General features: G+C 71.2%; 2 protein-coding genes. Both read left to right on the top strand.

Going from position 1 to position 19,367, the window contains the following annotated elements:
• Positions 1-209 precede the first annotated feature (209 nt).
• Positions 210-13,532, top strand: coding sequence for a type I polyketide synthase (locus tag HDA31_RS23725; protein WP_178063513.1), 13,323 nt, complete (start codon positions 210-212; stop codon positions 13,530-13,532).
• Positions 13,533-13,558: 26 nt separating this feature from the next.
• The gene (locus tag HDA31_RS23720) at positions 13,559-19,336 is read left to right on the top strand and encodes a type I polyketide synthase (protein WP_178063514.1); all 5,778 of its coding nucleotides are present in this window, start codon (positions 13,559-13,561) and stop codon (positions 19,334-19,336) included.
• The last annotated feature ends 31 nt before the right edge of the window (positions 19,337-19,367 follow it).

Raw genomic sequence — 19,367 nt, 5'->3', positions numbered from 1 at the left:
GCCGGATCAGGTGACGAACGGATCAGTAGCGCATTGGCTCGGCCGGCCCGGAGCTGACATGGCCTGGTGAAGCCGAAAACCATCGGCCGCCGCCGCTGCAAGCGCCCGCTGGGACGATGCGAGTTGTGGGCGCAGACGCGTGCAGCGCAGCCGTCCCCGCCGGACCGCGGATGGGCTTCCCAGCATCGTTCTTCGACCCAGGAGACCTCATGACCGTGCAGAGTGACGTGTTGCGCCACCGCGATATCGCCGTCATCGGGATGTCCTGCCGGCTTCCCGGCGCGCCGAGCATCGAGGAATTCTGGGACCTGCTGTGCAGCGGGCGGAGCGCGGTCGACCGCCAGCCCGACGGCGGTTGGCGGGCGGTGATCGATGGGAAGGGAGAATCCGACGCCGCGTTCTTCGGCATGTCCCCGCGCCAGGCCGCCGCGGTCGACCCGCAACAGCGCCTGATGCTCGAACTCGGCTGGGAGGCACTGGAGAACGCCCGCATCCGGCCCGCCGACCTGAAGGGCTCCGACACTGGCGTCTTCGTGGGGCTCACCGCCGACGACTACGCCACCTTGCTGCGCCGCTCCGGCACGCCCATCAGCGGGCACACCGCGACAGGCCTGAACCGTAGCCTCACGGCCAACCGTCTCTCGTACCTGCTGGGTCTGCGCGGCCCCAGCTTCACCGTGGACTCCGCGCAGTCGTCATCCCTGGTCGCCGTTCACCTGGCGTGCGAAAGCCTGCTGCGGGGCGAGAGCGCGGTCGCCGTCGTCGGCGGGGTGAGCCTCATCCTGGCAGAGGAGAGCACCGCCGCCATGGCGCGTATGGGGGCACTCTCTCCTGACGGGCGTTGCTTCACCTTCGACGCCCGGGCCAACGGCTACGTCCGTGGCGAGGGTGGCGTGGCCATGGTCCTCAAGCCGCTGATCCGCGCGATCGAGGACGGCGACCAGGTGCACTGCGTCATCCGGGGCTGTGCCGTCAACAACGACGGCGGTGGCCCCAGCCTCACCCATCCCGACCGGGAGGCCCAGGAGGCATTGCTGCGCCGGGCGTACGAGCGGGCGGGGGTGGCCCCCGAACACGTCGACTACGTCGAGCTGCACGGCACCGGGACGAAGGCCGGCGACCCCGTCGAGGCGGCGGCCCTCGGGGCGGTGCTGGGTGTCGCCCGCGGCTGCGACAACCCACTCGCGGTCGGATCGGTCAAGACCAACGTCGGCCACCTGGAGGGGGCGGCCGGCATCACGGGCCTGCTGAAGGCGGTGCTGTGCGTACGTGAGGGGGTGCTGCCGCCGAGCCTCAACTTCCGTACGCCGAACCCGGACATCCGCCTCGACGAGCTGAACCTCCGGGTTCAGACGGAACTGCAGCCGTGGCCGGGCGACGGGACGGGCCGCCCGCGTGTCGCCGGAGTGAGTTCCTTCGGCATGGGCGGTACGAATGCGCATCTGATTCTCGAGCAGGCTCCGGTGGCGGCTGAGGAAACGGCTGTTACCGATGCCGGTGTCGGTTCGGTTCGGGTGGTTCCGGTGGTGGTGTCGGGTCGTTCGGTGGGGGCTTTGCGGGCGTATGCGGGTCGGTTGCGTGAGGTGTGCGCGGGGTTGTCTGACGGTGGTGGCTCCGGTGGTGGTTCTGGTCTGGTGGATGTGGGTTGGTCGTTGGTGTCGTCGCGGTCGGTGTTCGAGCATCGGGCGGTCGTGTTCGGTGGGGGTGTCGCCGAGGTGGTGGCGGGTTTGGATGCGGTGGCTTCTGGGGCGGTGAGTTCGGGTTCGGTGGTGGTGGGTTCGGTGGCGTCGGGTGTTGCTGGTGGTGGTGGTCGGGTGGTGTTTGTGTTTCCGGGTCAGGGTTGGCAGTGGGTGGGTATGGGTGCGGCTCTGTTGGACGAGTCGGAGGTGTTTGCTGAGTCGATGGTGGAGTGTGGGCGGGCGTTGTCGGGGTTTGTGGATTGGGATTTGTTGGAAGTGGTCCGCGGTGGTGGGGGTGACGGATCGTTTGGTCGGGTTGATGTGGTGCAGCCGGTGTCGTGGGCGGTGATGGTGTCGTTGGCGCGGTTGTGGATGTCGGTGGGTGTGGTGCCGGATGCGGTGGTGGGTCATTCGCAGGGTGAGGTTGCTGCGGCGGTGGTGGGGGGTGTGTTGAGTGTGGCTGATGGGGCGCGGGTGGTGGCGTTGCGGTCGCGGGTGATTGGTGAGGTGTTGGCGGGTGGTGGTGCGATGGTGTCGGTGGGGTTGCCGGTGGCGGTTGTGTTGGATCGGTTGGCGGGGTGGGGTGGTCGGTTGGGTGTGGCGGCGGTGAATGGTCCGTCGTTGACGGTGGTGTCGGGGGATGTGGATGCTGCTGTGGGGTTTGTTGGTGAGTGTGAGCGGGATGGGGTGTGGGTGCGGCGGGTGGCGGTGGATTATGCGTCGCATTCGGCGCATGTGGAGGCGGTGGAGGGGATGCTGTCGGGGTTGTTGGGTGGTTTGTGTCCGGGGCGGGGTGTGGTGCCGTTTTATTCGTCGGTGGTGGGTGGTGTGGTTGATGGGGTGGGTTTGGATGGTGGGTATTGGTATCGGAATCTGCGTGAGCGGGTGTTGTTTTCGGATGTGGTGGGGCGGCTTGTTGGGGATGGGTTTTCGGGGTTTGTGGAGTGTTCGGGGCATCCGGTGTTGGCGGGTGGGGTGTTGGAGTCGGTGGCGGTGGTGGATCCGGATGTGCGGCCGGTGGTGGTGGGGTCGCTGCGCCGTGATGATGGTGGGTGGGGCCGGTTTTTGACGTCGGTGGGTGAGGCGTTCGTCGGCGGGATGAGTGTTGACTGGAAGGGTGTGTTCGCGGGGGCGGGCGCGCGGTTGGTTGACCTGCCGACGTATCCGTTCCAACGCCGCCACTACTGGGCACCGAACACCGACGGCGCGCCAGCTCCGATCCTCGATGATCACGCGGAGGCGGAGAACGAACCAGCCGAATCCGAGCCAGGGATTCGGGCCGAGCTTCTGACGTTGGCCGAGCCCGAGCAACTGAACCGACTCTTGGCGACCGTTCGCGCCAGCACCGCCGTCGTTCTGGGCCTCGACTCGGCGCAGGCGGTCGATCCGGAGCGCACGTTCAAGGAGCATGGATTCGAATCGGTCACCGCCGTCGAGCTCTGTAACCACCTGCAACGCGGCACTGGGCTGCGGGTTCCCGCCTCGCTTGTATACAACCATCCCACCCCGATGGCCGCTGCCCGGAAGCTGCAGGAAGAAATTCAGGGCCGGCAACCGGAGAACGTCCGGCAGGTCACCTCCGCTGCTGCTGTGGATGATCCGGTGGTGGTGGTGGGGATGGGTTGTCGTTTTCCGGGTGGGGTGGTGTGTGCGGAGGGTTTGTGGGATTTGGTGTTGGGGGGTGGGGATGCGGTGTCGGGGTTTCCGGTGGATCGGGGTTGGGATGTGGAGGGGTTGTTTGATCCGGTGCGGGGTGTGGTGGGGAAGTCGTATGTGCGGGAGGGGGGGTTTGTGTATGACGCGGGGATGTTCGATGCGGAGTTTTTTGGTGTGTCGCCGCGTGAGGCGGTGGCGATGGATCCGCAGCAGCGTTTGTTTTTGGAGGTGTCGTGGGAGGCGTTGGAGCGTGCGGGGATTGATCCGTTGGGTTTGCGGGGTTCGCGGACGGGTGTGTATGTGGGGGTGATGGGTCAGGAGTATGGGCCGCGGTTGGTGGAGTCGGGTGGTGGGTTTGAGGGTTATTTGTTGACGGGGACGTCGCCGAGTGTGGTGTCGGGTCGTGTTTCGTATGTGTTGGGGTTGGAGGGTCCGTCGATTTCGGTTGATACGGCGTGTTCGTCGTCGTTGGTGGCGTTGCATTTGGCGTGTCAGGGGTTGCGGTTGGGTGAGTGTGATGTGGCGTTGGCGGGTGGGGTGACGGTGATTGCGGCGCCGGGGTTGTTTGTGGAGTTTTCTCGGCAGGGTGGGTTGTCGGGTGATGGGCGGTGTCGGGCGTTTGCGGGTGGTGCGGATGGGACGGGGTGGGGGGAGGGTGCGGGGGTGGTGGTGTTGGAGCGGTTGTCGGTGGCGCGGGAGCGTGGTCATCGGGTGTTGGCGGTGGTGCGGGGTTCTGCGGTGAATCAGGATGGTGGGTCGAATGGTTTGACGGCGCCGTCGGGGGTGGCGCAGCGTCGGGTGATTGGTGCGGCGTTGGTGGCGGCGGGTTTGGGTGTGTCGGATGTGGATGTGGTGGAGGCGCATGGGACGGGGACTCGGTTGGGTGATCCGATTGAGGCTGAGGCGTTGTTGGGGTCGTATGGGCGGGGTCGTGTGGGTGGGGCGTTGTTGTTGGGTTCGGTGAAGTCGAATATTGGTCATACGCAGGCGGCTGCGGGTGTGGCGGGTGTGATCAAGATGGTGATGGCGTTGCGGGCGGGGGTGGTGCCGGCGACGTTGCATGTGGATGTGCCGTCGCCGTTGGTGGATTGGTCTTCGGGTGGGGTGGAGTTGGTGACGGAGGCGCGGGATTGGCCGGTGGTGGGTCGTGTGCGTCGTGCGGGTGTGTCGGCGTTTGGGGTGTCGGGGACGAATGCGCATCTGATTTTGGAGCAGGCCCCCGAATTCGACGATCCGGTTGTTACCGACACCGACACCGATGCTGGTGTGGGTAGGGGTCTATCGGTGGTTCCGGTGGTGGTTTCGGGTCGTTCGACGGCGGCTTTGCGCGCTTATGCGGGCCGGTTGCGTGAGGTGTGCGCGGGTCTTTCCGATGGTGCCGGTCTGGTGAATGTGGGTTGGTCGTTGGTGTCGTCGCGGTCGGTGTTCGAGCATCGGGCGGTCGTGTTTGGTGGGGGTGTCGCCGAGGTGGTGGCGGGTTTGGATGCGGTGGTTTCCGGGGCGGTGGCTTCGGGTTCGGTGGTGGTGGGTTCGGTGGCGTCGGGTGTTGCTGGTGGTGGTGGTCGGGTGGTGTTTGTGTTTCCGGGTCAGGGTTGGCAGTGGGTGGGTATGGGTGCGGCGCTGCTGGACGAGTCGGAGGTGTTTGCTGAGTCGATGGTGGAGTGTGGTCGGGCGTTGTCGGGGTTTGTGGATTGGGATTTGTTGGAGGTGGTGCGGGGTGGGGCGGGTGAGGGGGTGTGGGGTCGGGTTGATGTGGTGCAGCCGGTGTCGTGGGCGGTGATGGTGTCGTTGGCGCGGTTGTGGATGTCGGTGGGTGTGGTGCCGGATGCGGTGGTGGGTCATTCGCAGGGTGAGGTTGCTGCGGCGGTGGTGGGGGGTGTGTTGAGTGTGGCTGATGGGGCGCGGGTGGTGGCGTTGCGGTCGCGGGTAATTGGTGAGGTGTTGGCCGGTGGTGGTGCGATGGTGTCGGTCGGACTGCCGATCGTGGATGTGCAGGAACGGTTGGCGGGGTGGGGTGGTCGGTTGGGTGTGGCGGCGGTGAATGGTCCGTCGTTGACGGTGGTGTCGGGGGATGTGGATGCTGCTGTGGGGTTTGTTGGTGAGTGTGAGCGGGATGGGGTGTGGGTGCGGCGGGTGGCGGTGGATTATGCGTCGCATTCGGCGCATGTGGAGGCGGTGGAGGGGATGCTGTCGGGGTTGTTGGGTGGTTTGTGTCCGGGGCGGGGTGTGGTGCCGTTTTATTCGTCGGTGGTGGGTGGTGTGGTTGATGGGGTGGGTTTGGATGGTGGGTATTGGTATCGGAATCTGCGTGAGCGGGTGTTGTTTTCGGATGTGGTGGGGCGGCTTGTTGGGGATGGGTTTTCGGGGTTTGTGGAGTGTTCGGGGCATCCGGTGTTGGCGGGTGGGGTGTTGGAGTCGGTGGCGGTGGTGGATCCGGATGTGCGGCCGGTGGTGGTGGGGTCGCTGCGCCGTGATGATGGTGGGTGGGGCCGGTTTTTGACGTCGGTGGGTGAGGCGTTCGTCGGCGGGATGAGTGTTGACTGGAAGGGTGTGTTCGCGGGGGCGGGCGCGCGGTTGGTTGACCTGCCGACGTATCCGTTCCAACGCCGCCACTACTGGGCACCGACTCCCACCAACCCCGCCACCAACCCCGCCACGGGCGACACCACCACCGCCGACCCGGTGGGTGGCGTGCGGTATCGGATCACCTGGAAACCGTTGCCGACGGACGACCCCCGACCCCTCACCAACCGCTGGCTACTCATCGCCGACCCGGGGACCGCCGGCTCGGAGCTTGCCGCAGACATCACAGCAGCGCTCATTCGCAGGGGCGCCGAGGTCGAGTTGCTGGCCGTGGACCCGCTCGCGGGCCGGGCCCGGATCGCCGAACTGCTCGCCACCACGACGGCTGGGCCGGTGCCGCTGTCGGGCGCCGTGTCTCTTCTCGGGCTTGTGCAGGACGCGCATCCTCAACACCCCTCCATCGGAATGGGCGTGGTCTCGTCGCTGGCGCTGGTGCAGGCCATCGGTGACGCGGGAGCCGAGACTCCTTTGTGGAGCGTCACGCAGGGGGCGGTCGCTGTGGTGCCCCAGGAGGCGCCGGATGTGTTCGGTGCGCAGGTGTGGGCGTTCGGGCGGGTGGCCGCCCTGGAACTGCCGGACCGCTGGGGCGGCCTGGTCGACCTTCCGTCCGTACCGAATGCCCGGATGCTGGACCAGCTCGCCAACGCCCTCGCCGGAGCGGACGGCGAGGACCAGATCGCGGTACGCGGCTCGGGGATCTACGGGCGTCGGGTGACGCGCGCGGCGGGCACTGCGCGCCGGGAATGGCGCCCTCGCGGGAACATCCTGGTGACCGGAGGTACGGGAAGTCTGGGTGGCCGGGTGGCCCGGTGGCTCGCTCGCAACGGTGCCGAACACCTCGTTCTCACCAGTCGTCGGGGTGCCGACGCCCCGGGGGCGGCAGAACTGGAAGCTGATCTTCGCGCGCTCGGTGTCGAGGTGACCATGGCCGCCTGCGATGTAGCGGACCGGGCTGCGCTGTCCGACGTCCTGGCGGCGCATCCGCCCACTGCGGTCTTCCACACCGCCGGAGTCCTGCACGACGGTGTGATCGACACGCTCGCCGCCGGACACATCGACGAGGTCTTCCGTCCGAAGACCGCTGCCGCGCTGCTGCTCGACGAACTCACCCAGCACCAGGAGCTGGACGCCTTCGTCCTCTTCTCATCGGTTACCGGAGTCTGGGGCAACGGCGGCCAGGCGGCGTACGCGGCGGCGAACGCATCGCTGGACGCCCTGGCGGAGCGACGTCGTGCCGCAGGTCTTCCCGCCACCTCCATAGCTTGGGGACTGTGGGGCGGCGGTGGCATGGCGGAGGGGATCGGCGAGCAGAACCTGAACCGCCGTGGCATCACGGCCTTGGACCCGGAGCTCGGCATCGCCGCTCTGCAGCAGGCCCTCGACCGCGATGACGTGTCTGTCACCGTCGCCGACGTCGACTGGACGGTTTTCGCTCCGCGTCTTGCCGACCTGCGCTCGGGGCGGCTCTTCGACGGGGTGCCCGAGGCCAGGAGCGCGCTCGATGCCCGGAAAGTGGACACCGAGTCGCCGAGCGCCGGCCTTGCGCAGCGGGTGGCGGGGATGCCCGACGCGGAACGGCAGCGGGTCCTCCTCGAAACGGTGCGGGCGGCGGCCGCGGCGGTCCTGAGGCACGAGACGGTGGATGCGGTCGCGCCCACCCGGGCCTTCAAGGACGCCGGCTTCGACTCGCTCACGGCGCTCGAACTGCGCAACCACCTCAACAGCACGACCGGTCTGAGTCTGCCTCCGACGGTGGTCTTCGACCACCCCACCCCGTCCACGTTGGCGAAGTTCCTGGAGGGCGTCCTCGTCGGCGCTTCTGCCGAGGAAGTCCCGGTGACTGCCGCAGCCGTGCCCGTCGACGAGCCTATTGCCATCGTCGGCATGGCCTGCCGCTACCCCGGCGGAGCCGACACTCCCGAGAAGCTCTGGGACCTCCTGCTGGCCGGTGCTGACGTCATCGGCCCAGCCCCCGACGACCGGGGCTGGGACGTGGACTCCTTCTTTGATCCCGTGCCGGGCGCCGCGGGGAAGTCGTATGCGCGGGAGGGGGGGTTTGTGTATGACGCGGGGATGTTCGATGCGGAGTTCTTTGGTGTGTCGCCGCGTGAGGCGGTGGCGATGGATCCGCAGCAGCGCTTGTTGTTGGAGACGTCGTGGGAGGCGTTGGAGCGTGCGGGAATCGATCCGGCGGGTCTGCGGGGTAGCCGGACCGGCGTGTACTCCGGCCTGACCCACCAGGAGTATGCCGCCCGTCTGCACGAGGCTCCGCAGGAACTCGAGGGCTATCTGCTCACCGGCAAGTCGGTGAGCGTCGCGTCGGGTCGTGTTTCGTATGTGTTGGGGTTGGAGGGTCCGTCGATTTCGGTTGATACGGCGTGTTCGTCGTCGTTGGTGGCGTTGCATTTGGCGTGTCAGGGGTTGCGGTTGGGTGAGTGTGATGTGGCGTTGGCGGGTGGGGTGACGGTGATTGCGGCGCCGGGGTTGTTTGTGGAGTTTTCTCGGCAGGGTGGGTTGTCGGGTGATGGGCGGTGTCGGGCGTTTGCGGGTGGTGCGGATGGGACGGGGTGGGGGGAGGGTGCGGGGGTGGTGGTGTTGGAGCGGTTGTCGGTGGCGCGGGAGCGTGGTCATCGGGTGTTGGCGGTGGTGCGGGGTTCTGCGGTGAATCAGGATGGTGGGTCGAATGGTTTGACGGCGCCGTCGGGGGTGGCGCAGCGTCGGGTGATTGGTGCGGCGTTGGTGGCGGCGGGTTTGGGTGTGTCGGATGTGGATGTGGTGGAGGCGCATGGGACGGGGACTCGGTTGGGTGATCCGATTGAGGCTGAGGCGTTGTTGGGGTCGTATGGGCGGGGTCGTGTGGGTGGGGCGTTGTTGTTGGGTTCGGTGAAGTCGAATATTGGTCATACGCAGGCGGCTGCGGGTGTGGCGGGTGTGATCAAGATGGTGATGGCGTTGCGGGCGGGGGTGGTGCCGGCGACGTTGCATGTGGATGTGCCGTCGCCGTTGGTGGATTGGTCTTCGGGTGGGGTGGAGTTGGTGACGGAGGCGCGGGATTGGCCGGTGGTGGGTCGTGTGCGTCGTGCGGGTGTGTCGGCGTTTGGGGTGTCGGGGACGAATGCGCATCTGATTTTGGAGCAGGCCCCCGAGTTCGACGATCCTGCCGATTCCGATTCCGATTCCGATTCCGATTCCGATGCCGGTGTCGTGGATGGCGGCGAGGGTGGTGTTGGCAGGAGCTTGTCGGTGGTTCCGGTGGTGGTGTCGGGTCGTTCGGTGGGGGCTTTGCGGGCGTATGCGGGTCGGTTGCGTGAGGTGTGCGCGGGGTTGTCTGACGGTGGTGGCTCCGGTGGTGGTTCTGGTTTGGTGGATGTGGGTTGGTCGTTGGTGTCGTCGCGGTCGGTGTTTGAGCATCGGGCGGTCGTGTTCGGTGGGGGTGTGGAGGAGGTTGTTGCTGGTCTTGGTGCGGTGGCTTCTGGGGCGGTGGCTTCGGGTTCGGTGGTGGTGGGTTCGGTGGCGTCGGGTGTTGCTGGTGGTGGTGGTCGGGTGGTGTTTGTGTTTCCGGGTCAGGGTTGGCAGTGGGTGGGTATGGGTGCGGCGCTGCTGGACGAGTCGGAGGTGTTCGCCGAGTCGATGGTGGAGTGTGGTCGGGCGTTGTCGGGGTTTGTGGATTGGGATTTGTTGGAGGTGGTGCGCGGCGGGGCGGGTGAGGGGGTGTGGGGTCGGGTTGATGTGGTGCAGCCGGTGTCGTGGGCGGTGATGGTGTCGTTGGCGCGGTTGTGGATGTCGGTGGGTGTGGTGCCGGATGCGGTGGTGGGTCATTCGCAGGGTGAGGTTGCTGCGGCGGTGGTGGGGGGTGTGTTGAGTGTGGCTGATGGGGCGCGGGTGGTGGCGTTGCGGTCGCGGGTGATCGGTGAGGTGTTGGCCGGTGGTGGTGCGATGGTGTCGGTCGGACTGCCGATCGTGGATGTGCAGGAACGGTTGGCGGGGTGGGGTGGTCGGTTGGGTGTGGCGGCGGTGAATGGTCCGTCGTTGACGGTGGTGTCGGGGGATGTGGATGCTGCTGTGGGGTTTGTTGGTGAGTGTGAGCGGGATGGGGTGTGGGTGCGGCGGGTGGCGGTGGATTATGCGTCGCATTCGGCGCATGTGGAGGCGGTGGAGGGGATGCTGTCGGGGTTGTTGGGTGGTTTGTGTCCGGGGCGGGGTGTGGTGCCGTTTTATTCGTCGGTGGTGGGTGGTGTGGTTGATGGGGTGGGTTTGGATGGTGGGTATTGGTATCGGAATCTGCGTGAGCGGGTGTTGTTTTCGGATGTGGTGGGGCGGCTTGTTGGGGATGGGTTTTCGGGGTTTGTGGAGTGTTCGGGGCATCCGGTGTTGGCGGGTGGGGTGTTGGAGTCGGTGGCGGTGGTGGATCCGGATGTGCGGCCGGTGGTGGTGGGGTCGCTGCGCCGTGATGATGGTGGGTGGGGCCGGTTTCTGACGTCGGTGGGTGAGGCGTTCGTCGGCGGGATGAGTGTTGACTGGAAGGGTGTGTTCGCGGGGGCGGGCGCGCGGTTGGTTGACCTGCCGACGTATCCGTTCCAACGACGCCACTACTGGGCCCAGACCTCGCCCGCTGGCGTCGGGACGGCCGCGGCGGCCCGGTTCGGCATGGAGTGGGAGGACCATCCCCTGCTCGGCGGTGCGCTGTCGGTCGGGGGCTCCAGGAGCCTGCTTCTGGCCGGGCATCTGTCGCTCGCCTCGCACGCCTGGCTGACCGACCATGCCGTCTCCGGCACCGTGCTGCTGCCCGGTACGGCCTTCGTGGAACTCGCCCTGCACGCCGCCGCTGCGGCTGGCTGTCCGGAGGTCGAGGAGCTGCGGCTGGAGGCTCCCCTGGTGGTGCCGGCCAGGGGCGGGGTGCGGCTCCAGGTGCTCGTGGACGACCCCGACGACGGATCCGACCGCCGCGCGGTAAGCGTGTTCTCCCGGGACGATGCGGCGCCGGCCGAGTCCGCCTGGACGCGGCACGCGGTGGGCGTCCTGGCCGCGCGGTCGCGGCCTGCACCGGCTGCGCCCTGGCACACCGACGCCTGGCCACCTTCGGGCACGGAGCCGGTCGACGTGGCCGACCTGTATGAGCGGTTCGCGGCGCTGGGCTACGAGTACGGGGAGGCGTTCGCCGGGCTCCAGGGGGTCTGGCGGGGGGACGGCGAGGTGTTCGCCGAGGTGCGGCTGCCCGACCGGGTCAGCGCGGAGGCCATTCGCTTCGGGCTGCATCCCGCGCTGCTCGACGCCGCCCTGCAGGGGTGGTTGGCGGGCGACCTCGTCGGCGTCCCCGAGGGCAGTGTGCTGCTGCCCTTCGCCTGGCAGGGCGTCGTGCTCCACGCCACCGGCGCCGACACTCTGCGGGTTCGCATCGGCCGGTCCGGTGACTCGGCCGTCTGCCTGCACGCGGTGGACCCGGCCGGTGCTCCGGTCCTCTCGTTGGACGCCCTGGCCCTGCGTCCGCTCGTCCGGGAACGCCTCGGGCTGCCCGCCGATGCCGGAGCCGGGGCGTTGTACCGGGTCGGCTGGCGGCGGCAGGCCGCCGTTGCCGGGGCAGCCGACCGGCGGTGGGCGGTCGTGGCCCCGAACGGTGCCGAGGCGGACGGGGCCGCCGAGCCGCACCGGTGGCCGGTCGCCGCCGTCGACGTGCACACCGACGTGGACTCGCTGCGGGCGGCCCTGGACGCGGGCGCGGAACTGCCCGCCGTCGTCCTCGCCGACTTCCGGAGGGCCGCCGGCTGGAGCGTCGACAGTTCGCTGGCCGCCGGCCCGTCGCCCAACGACGGCGCGGTGGGCGACGGCGCGGTGGGCGACGCCCGGGCCGGGGCCGTCCGGGCGGCGACCCGGGCCGGGCTGGATCTGCTGCAACGCTGGCTGGCCGACGAGCGGTTCATCGCGGCCAGGCTCGTGGTGGTCACCGAACGGGCCGTGGCCGCCGGGCCGGACGAGGACGTGCCGGGCCTCGTCCACGCGGGACTGTGGGGCCTGCTCCGGTCGGCCCAATCGGAGCACCCGGACCGCTTCGTGCTGGTGGACGTCGACGCGGACGACAGCTCGCTCGCGGCGCTGCCGTCGGCCCTCGCCATGGACGCGCCCCAACTGGTGGTGCGGGCCGGTCAGATCCTGCTGCCCGAGATCGAGCCGGTGCGGCCCGTACCCGAGCCGGAGCAGGCGGAACCCGAACCGGGGGCCGTCCTGGACCCCGACGGCACGGTCCTGCTCACCGGCGCGACCGGCACGCTCGGCGGGCTGCTCGCCCGGCACCTGGTGACCACCCGTGGTGCGCGCCGGCTGCTGCTGGTCAGCCGCAGCGGTCCGGACGCCCCCGATGCCGGCCGGCTGACCGAGGAGCTGACCGGGCTCGGCGCCCACGTGACGCTGGCCGCCTGCGACACCACGGATCGCGCCGCGCTGGCCGGCGTCCTGGGCGGCATCCCCGCCGAGCATCCGCTGACCGCCGTGGTGCACGTGGCCGGCGTACTCGACGACGGGGCGGTGCAGGCGCTCACCCCCGAGCGGGTCGACGCGGTGCTCCGGCCGAAGGTGGACGCGGCACTGCACCTGCACGAACTGACCGCGGGGCTGCCGCTGGCCGCGTTCGTGCTGTTCTCCGGGGCGGCGGGGATCCTGGGCCGGCCCGGCCAGGCCAACTACGCGGCGGCGAACACCTTCCTGGACGCCCTGGCGCAGCACCGACGGGCCCGGGGCCTGCCCGGCGTCTCCCTCGCCTGGGGCCTGTGGGGGCTGGCCAGCGACATGACGGGCCACCTGGGCGAGCAGGACCTGCGGCGGATGCGGCGCTCCGGCATCGCCCCGATGACCGGCGAGGAGGGCCTCGCGCTGTTCGACCTGGCCCTCGACCTGGCCCGGGACGAACCGGTGCTCGTACCGGCCCGACTGGACCCGGCGGCGCTGCGCCGGGAGTGGGCCGCCAACGGACCGGGCGCCGTCCCGGTCCTGCTGCGGGGTCTGGTGCCGGCGGCTCCGCTCCGTCGCGCGGCCCCGTCGGGCGCCGCCGGCGGTGCGCCCGTGCCCGCCGTCGCCGCGCCGCAGCAGGCGGACGAGCTGCGCGGGCAACTGGCCGGGAAGGACGCGCAGGCCCAGGTCCGGCAGCTGCTGGATCTGGTACGCGCCCATGTCGCCGGGGTGCTCGCCCTCCGGGAAGCGGCGGACGTGGACCCGGGCAGACCGTTCCGCGAGGTCGGATTCGACTCGTTGACCGCAGTCGAACTGCGCAACCGGCTGGGCTCGGCGACCGGCCTGCGGTTGGCACCGAGCCTGGTGTTCGACCATCCGACCCCGTCGGCCGTGGCCGAGCACCTCGTGGACCGCCTCGCCGCCGAGGGGGCGGCTGACGAGGGCGCGGCGGCACTGACCGGGCTCGACGCAGTGGCCGCGGCGCTCGGCGGGATGCGGACGGACGACGTTCGCCGGGACATCGTCCGCAGGCGGCTGGAGGAGATGCTCGCCCTGGTCGGCGGGCCACGGTCCGGGCCGGCAGGTGACGGGCTGGTGGATGCCACGGTCGCCGAGCGACTGGACTCGGCTTCCGACGACGAACTCTTCGCCCTGATCGAGGAGCAGCTGTGAACCCCGACCGAGGAGAGGGCCGGCAGGTGACCGCGAACGAGGACCGGATGCGTGAGTACCTCAAGCGGGTCACCGCCGAGCTGGCCGGGACGCGGCGACGCCTGCGCGAGCTGGAGGACAGCGCGCGTGAGCCCATCGCGATCGTGGGCATGAGCTGCCGGTTGCCGGGCGGGGTGAGCACGCCCGAGGACCTGTGGCGGCTGGTCGAGGCCGGTACCGACGCGATCTCCGGCTTCCCCGACGACCGGGGCTGGGATGTCGGGAGGCTCTACGACCCGGATCCGGACTCGACCGGAACGAGCTACGTGCGCGAGGGCGGCTTCCTCTACGACTGCGCCGAGTTCGACCCGGAGTTCTTCACCGTCTCGCCCCGCGAGGCGCTGGCCATGGACCCGCAGCAGCGGCTGCTGCTGGAGGCCGCCTGGGAGACCTTCGAACGGGCGGGGATCGCCCCCGACTCGGCCCGCGGCACCCGCACCGGGGTCTACGTCGGGGTGATGTACGACGACTACGGCAGCCGGCTGTCGGAGGTGCCGAAGGACCTGGAGGGCTACCTGGTCAACGGCAGCGCGGGCAGTGTCGCGTCGGGCCGGATCGCGTACACGCTGGGGTTGCAGGGGCCGGCGGTGACGGTCGACACGGCCTGCTCGTCGTCGCTGGTCGCGTTGCACCTGGCCGTGCAGGCGCTGCGGTCGGGCGAGTGTGAGCTGGCCCTGGCGGGCGGGGCGACGGTGCTCGCCACGCCGACGATGTTCGTCGACTTCGCCCGGCAGCGCGGTCTCGCCGAGGACGGCCGTTGCAAGGCGTTCGCGGACGCCGCCGACGGGACCGGGTTCGGCGAGGGCGTGGGGATGCTGCTGGTGGAACGGCTCTCGGACGCGGTCCGCAACCGTCGCCAGGTGCTGGCCGTCGTGCGGGGCAGCGCGGTCAACCAGGACGGGGCGAGCAACGGCCTGACCGCCCCGAACGGTACGGCCCAGCAACTGGTCATCCGGCAGGCGTTGACCAACGCGGGGCTGGCCGCGGACGAGGTGGACGCGGTGGAGGCACACGGCACCGGCACCCGGCTGGGCGATCCGATCGAGGCGCAGGCGCTGCTGGCGACGTACGGCCAGGGCCGGCCGGCGGACCGGCCGCTCCTGCTGGGATCCCTGAAGTCCAACATCGGCCACACCCAGGCCGCCGCAGGGGTCGCCGGGGTGATCAAGACCGTGCTGGCGCTGCGTCACGCGCGGCTGCCCCGGACCCTGCACGTCGATCGCCCCTCGACCCGGGTGGACTGGTCGTCGGGCGCGGTGCGGCTGCTGACCGAGGGGCGGCCCTGGCCCGATCACGGCGACCGGCCCCGCCGGGCCGGGGTCTCCTCGTTCGGCGCGAGCGGCACCAACGCGCACGTCATCCTGGAGAGCGCCCCCGGTGCGGCGGCGGGGGCGACCGGGGCGACGGACCTCTCGGCCCCGCCGGCATCCGTCGCCCACCATCCGGCCACGGCCACGGCCACGGCCCCGGCGGCGACGGTGCCCACTGCCCACGAACCGGCGGGGACGGCCGGCGACGACCCCGTCTGGGTCCTGTCCGGCCGGACCGAGGCGGCCCTGCGCGAGCAGGCCCGGCGGCTACACGCCCACCTGACATCCCGGGCGCGGCCCGAGCCCGCCGACGCCGTGGCCCGCGCGCTGGCGCGCTCCCGCACCGCGTTCGCGTACCGGGCCGCCGTGCTGGGCCGGGACGACACCGCGCGGCTCGACGGCCTCCACGCGCTCGCGGCGGGTCGCAGCGCCGCGGGGCTCGTCACCGGGCGGGCCGTGCCGGAGCGGCGCGTGGCCTTCCTCTTCACCGGGCAGGGCAGCCAGCGACCGGGCGCGGGCCGGGAACTGTACGCCCGGCATCCCGCCTTCGCACAGGCCCTGGACGGCGTCCTCGCGGAACTCGACCGGCACCTGGACCGGCCGCTGCGCGCCGTCATGCTCGCCGAGCCGGGCACCGAGGCGGCGGCGCTGCTGGACGACACCGCGTACACCCAGCCCGCCCTGTTCGCGCTGGAGGTGGCGCTGTTCCGGCTGGTCACGAGCTGGGGGCTGCGGCCTGACGCCCTGCTGGGCCACTCGGTCGGGGAGATCACCGCGGCGTACGTCGCGGGCGTCCTCACCCTGCCGGACGCCGCCCGGCTGGTGGCGGTGCGCGGTCGACTCATGGCGGACCTGCGGGCCGGCGGTGCGATGGCCGCGCTCCAGGCCGCCGAGAGCGAGGTCGACCCCCTGTTGGCGGGGCGGGAGGGCGAACTGTCGATCGCAGCGGTCAACGGGCCGCAGGCAACCGTGATCGCGGGCGACGAGGCGGCCGTCGAGGAGCAGGTCGCGCTGTGGCGTGACCGGGGTCGCCGGGCCAGGCGACTGCGGGTCGGCCACGCCTTCCACTCCGTACGGATGGACGGGATGCTCGCCGAGTTCGAGAAGGCGATGGGTGATCTCCGTGCCGGCGAGCCGACGATCCCCGTGGTCGCCAACGTCAGGGGGGCGATCGCGTCCGGCACCGACCTCCGTACGGCCGGGTACTGGATCCGGCACGCCCGCGAGCCGGTGCGTTTCCTCGACGGCATGCGTGCGCTGCGGGCCGAGGGCGTCGACACGTTCGTGGAACTCGGCCCCGACGGAGTGCTCACGGCGATGGCGCGCGACTGCCTGGCGGATCCCGCCGACCCGGTGGATCTCGCGGACGCCGCCGAGCCCGCCGGGGCCGCGGAGCCCGACCGCTCCCTGCTGTTCCTGCCCACCCTGCGCCGGGACCGCGACGACGCAGTGGCCGTGCGGGAGGCCCTGGCATCCGTCCACGTGCACGGGCTTCCCGTCGACCCGGTCGCGCCGCTCGGCGACGGCCCGCTCGCCACCGACCTGCCCACCTACCCGTTCCAGCGGTCCCGCTACTGGCTCGACCCGCGTCCCGGGGCACGCGACCTGACCGCCGTGGGCCTCGACGTGGCCGGGCACCCGCTGCTCGCCGTCGCCGTGGACCTGCCCGACGGCGCCGGCACGGTCTGGAGCGGTCAGCTCTGCGTGCGGACGCATCCGTGGCTCGCCGACCACAGCGTGTGGGGGCGCACGGTGGTGCCGGGGACCGCGCTGCTGGAGATCATGCACCGAGTGCGCGCCGAGGTGGGCTGCACCCGGGTCGCGGAACTGACCTTCGAGGCGCCGATGGTGCTGGCCGACGACGGGGGCGTCCGCGTGCGGGTCGTCGTCGACGGACCAGACGCCGACGGGGCCCGCCAGGTCCGGATCCACTCCGCACCGGTGGGGCCCGAGCCTCCCCACTGGACCCGGCACGCCTCGGGCCGCGTCGACAGCGCCGCGCCGGGGCCGGCCGCCGGCCCACCCGCGTGGGACGCCGGCCCTGGCAGCAACTGGCCGCCCGAGGGGGCGGAGCCGGTGGGCGTCGAGAGCGAGTACGAGCGCTTCGCCGACAACGGCATCGGATACGGCCCCGCCTTCCGAGGGCTGCGCGCCGCGTGGCGTCGCGGGAACGAGACGTTCGCCGAGGTCCGGCTCCCCGAGGGGTACGCCGCCGAGGCGGGCGACTACGCCGTCCATCCGGCACTGCTGGACGCGGCCCTGCACGCGATCGTCTTCGGTGACCAGTTTCCCGGTGGGGCACACGGGATGCTGCCGTTCGCCTTCACCGACGTGCGGGTGTTCAGCTCCGGCGCCGACCGGCTCCGGGTGCGCATCGCGCCCGCCGATGCCGACTCGGTCTGCGTGACCGTCGCCGACGGCGACGGGACGCCGGTCCTCGCCGCAGCCACCCTGGCGTTGCGCCGGGTCGCCGCCGACCGGATCGCGGCGACCGTCACCGGCCAGGCACCGCTGTACCGGTTGGAGTGGTCCGCCGTGCGGCCCGCCCCGGTGGCCACCGGGGCGCGGTTCGCCGTCGTCGGCGCGGACGCCCCGCTGCCGTCCGGTGCGCTGGGGGCCGGGGTGCCCGTCCAGGCGTACCCGGACCTGGGCGCGCTGGCCGGCGCGTTGGCCACCAACGGGGCACCGGGCCACGTGCTCGTCGACTTCCGCCGCCGCGCCGACGGCCCGGCAGGGCGGCAGCCCGGTGACGTGGGTGCACGGACCCGACGGGCGCTGGCCGTCGTCCAGGAGTGGCTCGCCGACGACCGTTTCACCGGCTCACGGCTGGTCGTGCTCACCAGCGGAGCCGTGGACGCCGGAACAGCCGTCACCGATCCGGCCGCCGCCGGGGTGTGGGGCCTGCTGCGGGTCGCCCAGACCGAGCATCCGGACCGGTTCGTCCTCGTGGACACCGACGACCACCCGGATTCGCTGCGTGCCCTCCCCGGGGCGATCGTTGCGGGCGAGCCGCAGCTGGCACTGCGGGCCGGCACGGCCAGCGTTCCGGGCCTGGTGCGGGTGCCGGCCGGCACCGGTGCCGCCCCGCCGTGGGCCGCAGCCGGCACCGTCCTCGTCACCGGGGGCACCGGCATGCTCGGCGGCGCGGTGGCCCGGCACCTGGTCCGCCGGCACGGGGTCCGCCGCCTGCTGCTGGTCGGCCGGCGCGGGCCGGACGCACCCGGCGCGGCGGCCCTGACCCGGGAACTGGAGGAGCTGGGAGCGTCCGTCCGCGTCGCCGCCTGCGACGTCGGCGATCGTGGCGCGGTGACGCGCCTGTTGGCCGGGGTTCCCGCCGCGCATCCGCTCACCGCGGTGGTGCACTCGGCCGGCCTGCCCGACGACGGCGTGCTGACCGCACAGACCGGCGAGCGGGTCGCGGCGGTGCTCCGCGCCAAGGCGGACGCAGCGGTCAACCTGCACGAACTCACCCGGCATCTCGACCTCACCGCCTTCGTGCTGTTCTCGTCGGTAGCGGGGACGATCGGCAGCGCCGGGCAGGCCGGGTACGCCGCCGCGAACGCCTTCCTCGACGCGTTCGCGAGCTGGCGGCAGGGCCAGGGGCTGCCCGCCACCGCCCTGGCGTGGGGGCCGTTGGACGGCGGGATGGCCGCCGGCCTCGGCACTGCGGACGTGGCACGGCTGCGCCGGTCCGGGCTCGTGCCGCTCGGCGTGGACGACGCGCTCGTTCTCTTCGACGCCGCCTGCTCCCGACCGGCGGCGGCGTACCACCCCGTCCGCCTCGATCCGGCGGTGCTGCGGTCCCACGCCGCCGCCGACAGCGCGGTGCCCGCCGTCCTGCTCGGTCCGAGCCGTGCGCACCCGAGGGACGGTACGCCGGGGAAGCCTGCCGAAGCCGCCCTCGCCGCGCTGCTGACCGGCAGGTCGGCGGCCGAGCGTACGGCGATCCTGACCGACCTGGTGCGGACGGAGGCCGCCGCCGTTCTCGGGCATGGCGAGGCGGCGATGCTGAGCACGCAGCGGGCCTTCCGCGACGCCGGCTTCGACTCGCTCACCGCCGTGGACCTCCGCAACCGGCTCGGCGCGGCCACGGGCCTCAGCCTGCCGGCCGCCGTCGTCTTCGACCACCCGACCCCGGCGGCCCTGGCCGCCTATCTGCGGACCGAACTGGACCGCCGGTCGCCCACCGGGCAACAGTTCCCGACGGACGCCGCCGGTGTTCTGGCCATGCTCGACCGCCTGCGGGACGGAATCGCGACGGTCGTCAGGGACGACGCCGACCGGACCCGCGCAGCCGACCTGTTGCGTGTCCTGCTCGCCGAGGTCGGCGGGCCCGGGACGGGCCCGCCCCGCGACACCGACGGCGGCTCCGGCGGCGAGGTCAGCGACCGCCTCCGGACCGCCTCCGACGAGGAACTGTTCGACCTGCTCGACAGCGATTTCCGACTGGCGTAGCGCCGGCCGGAGCACTGCCCGCTCGAATCGA

Origin of the sequence: Micromonospora carbonacea, assembly GCF_014205165.1 — a bacterium.
Lineage (GTDB): Bacteria > Actinomycetota > Actinomycetes > Mycobacteriales > Micromonosporaceae > Micromonospora > Micromonospora carbonacea.
Note: the sequence above shows the minus strand (reverse complement) of the source record. Positions and strands in the feature narration are given on the sequence as shown.

Excerpts from the sequence above, each read along its gene's own strand:
- HDA31_RS23725 (WP_178063513.1), top strand. The coding sequence starts at position 210 with ATGACCGTGCAGAGTGACGTGTTGCGCCACCGCGATATCGCCGTCATC.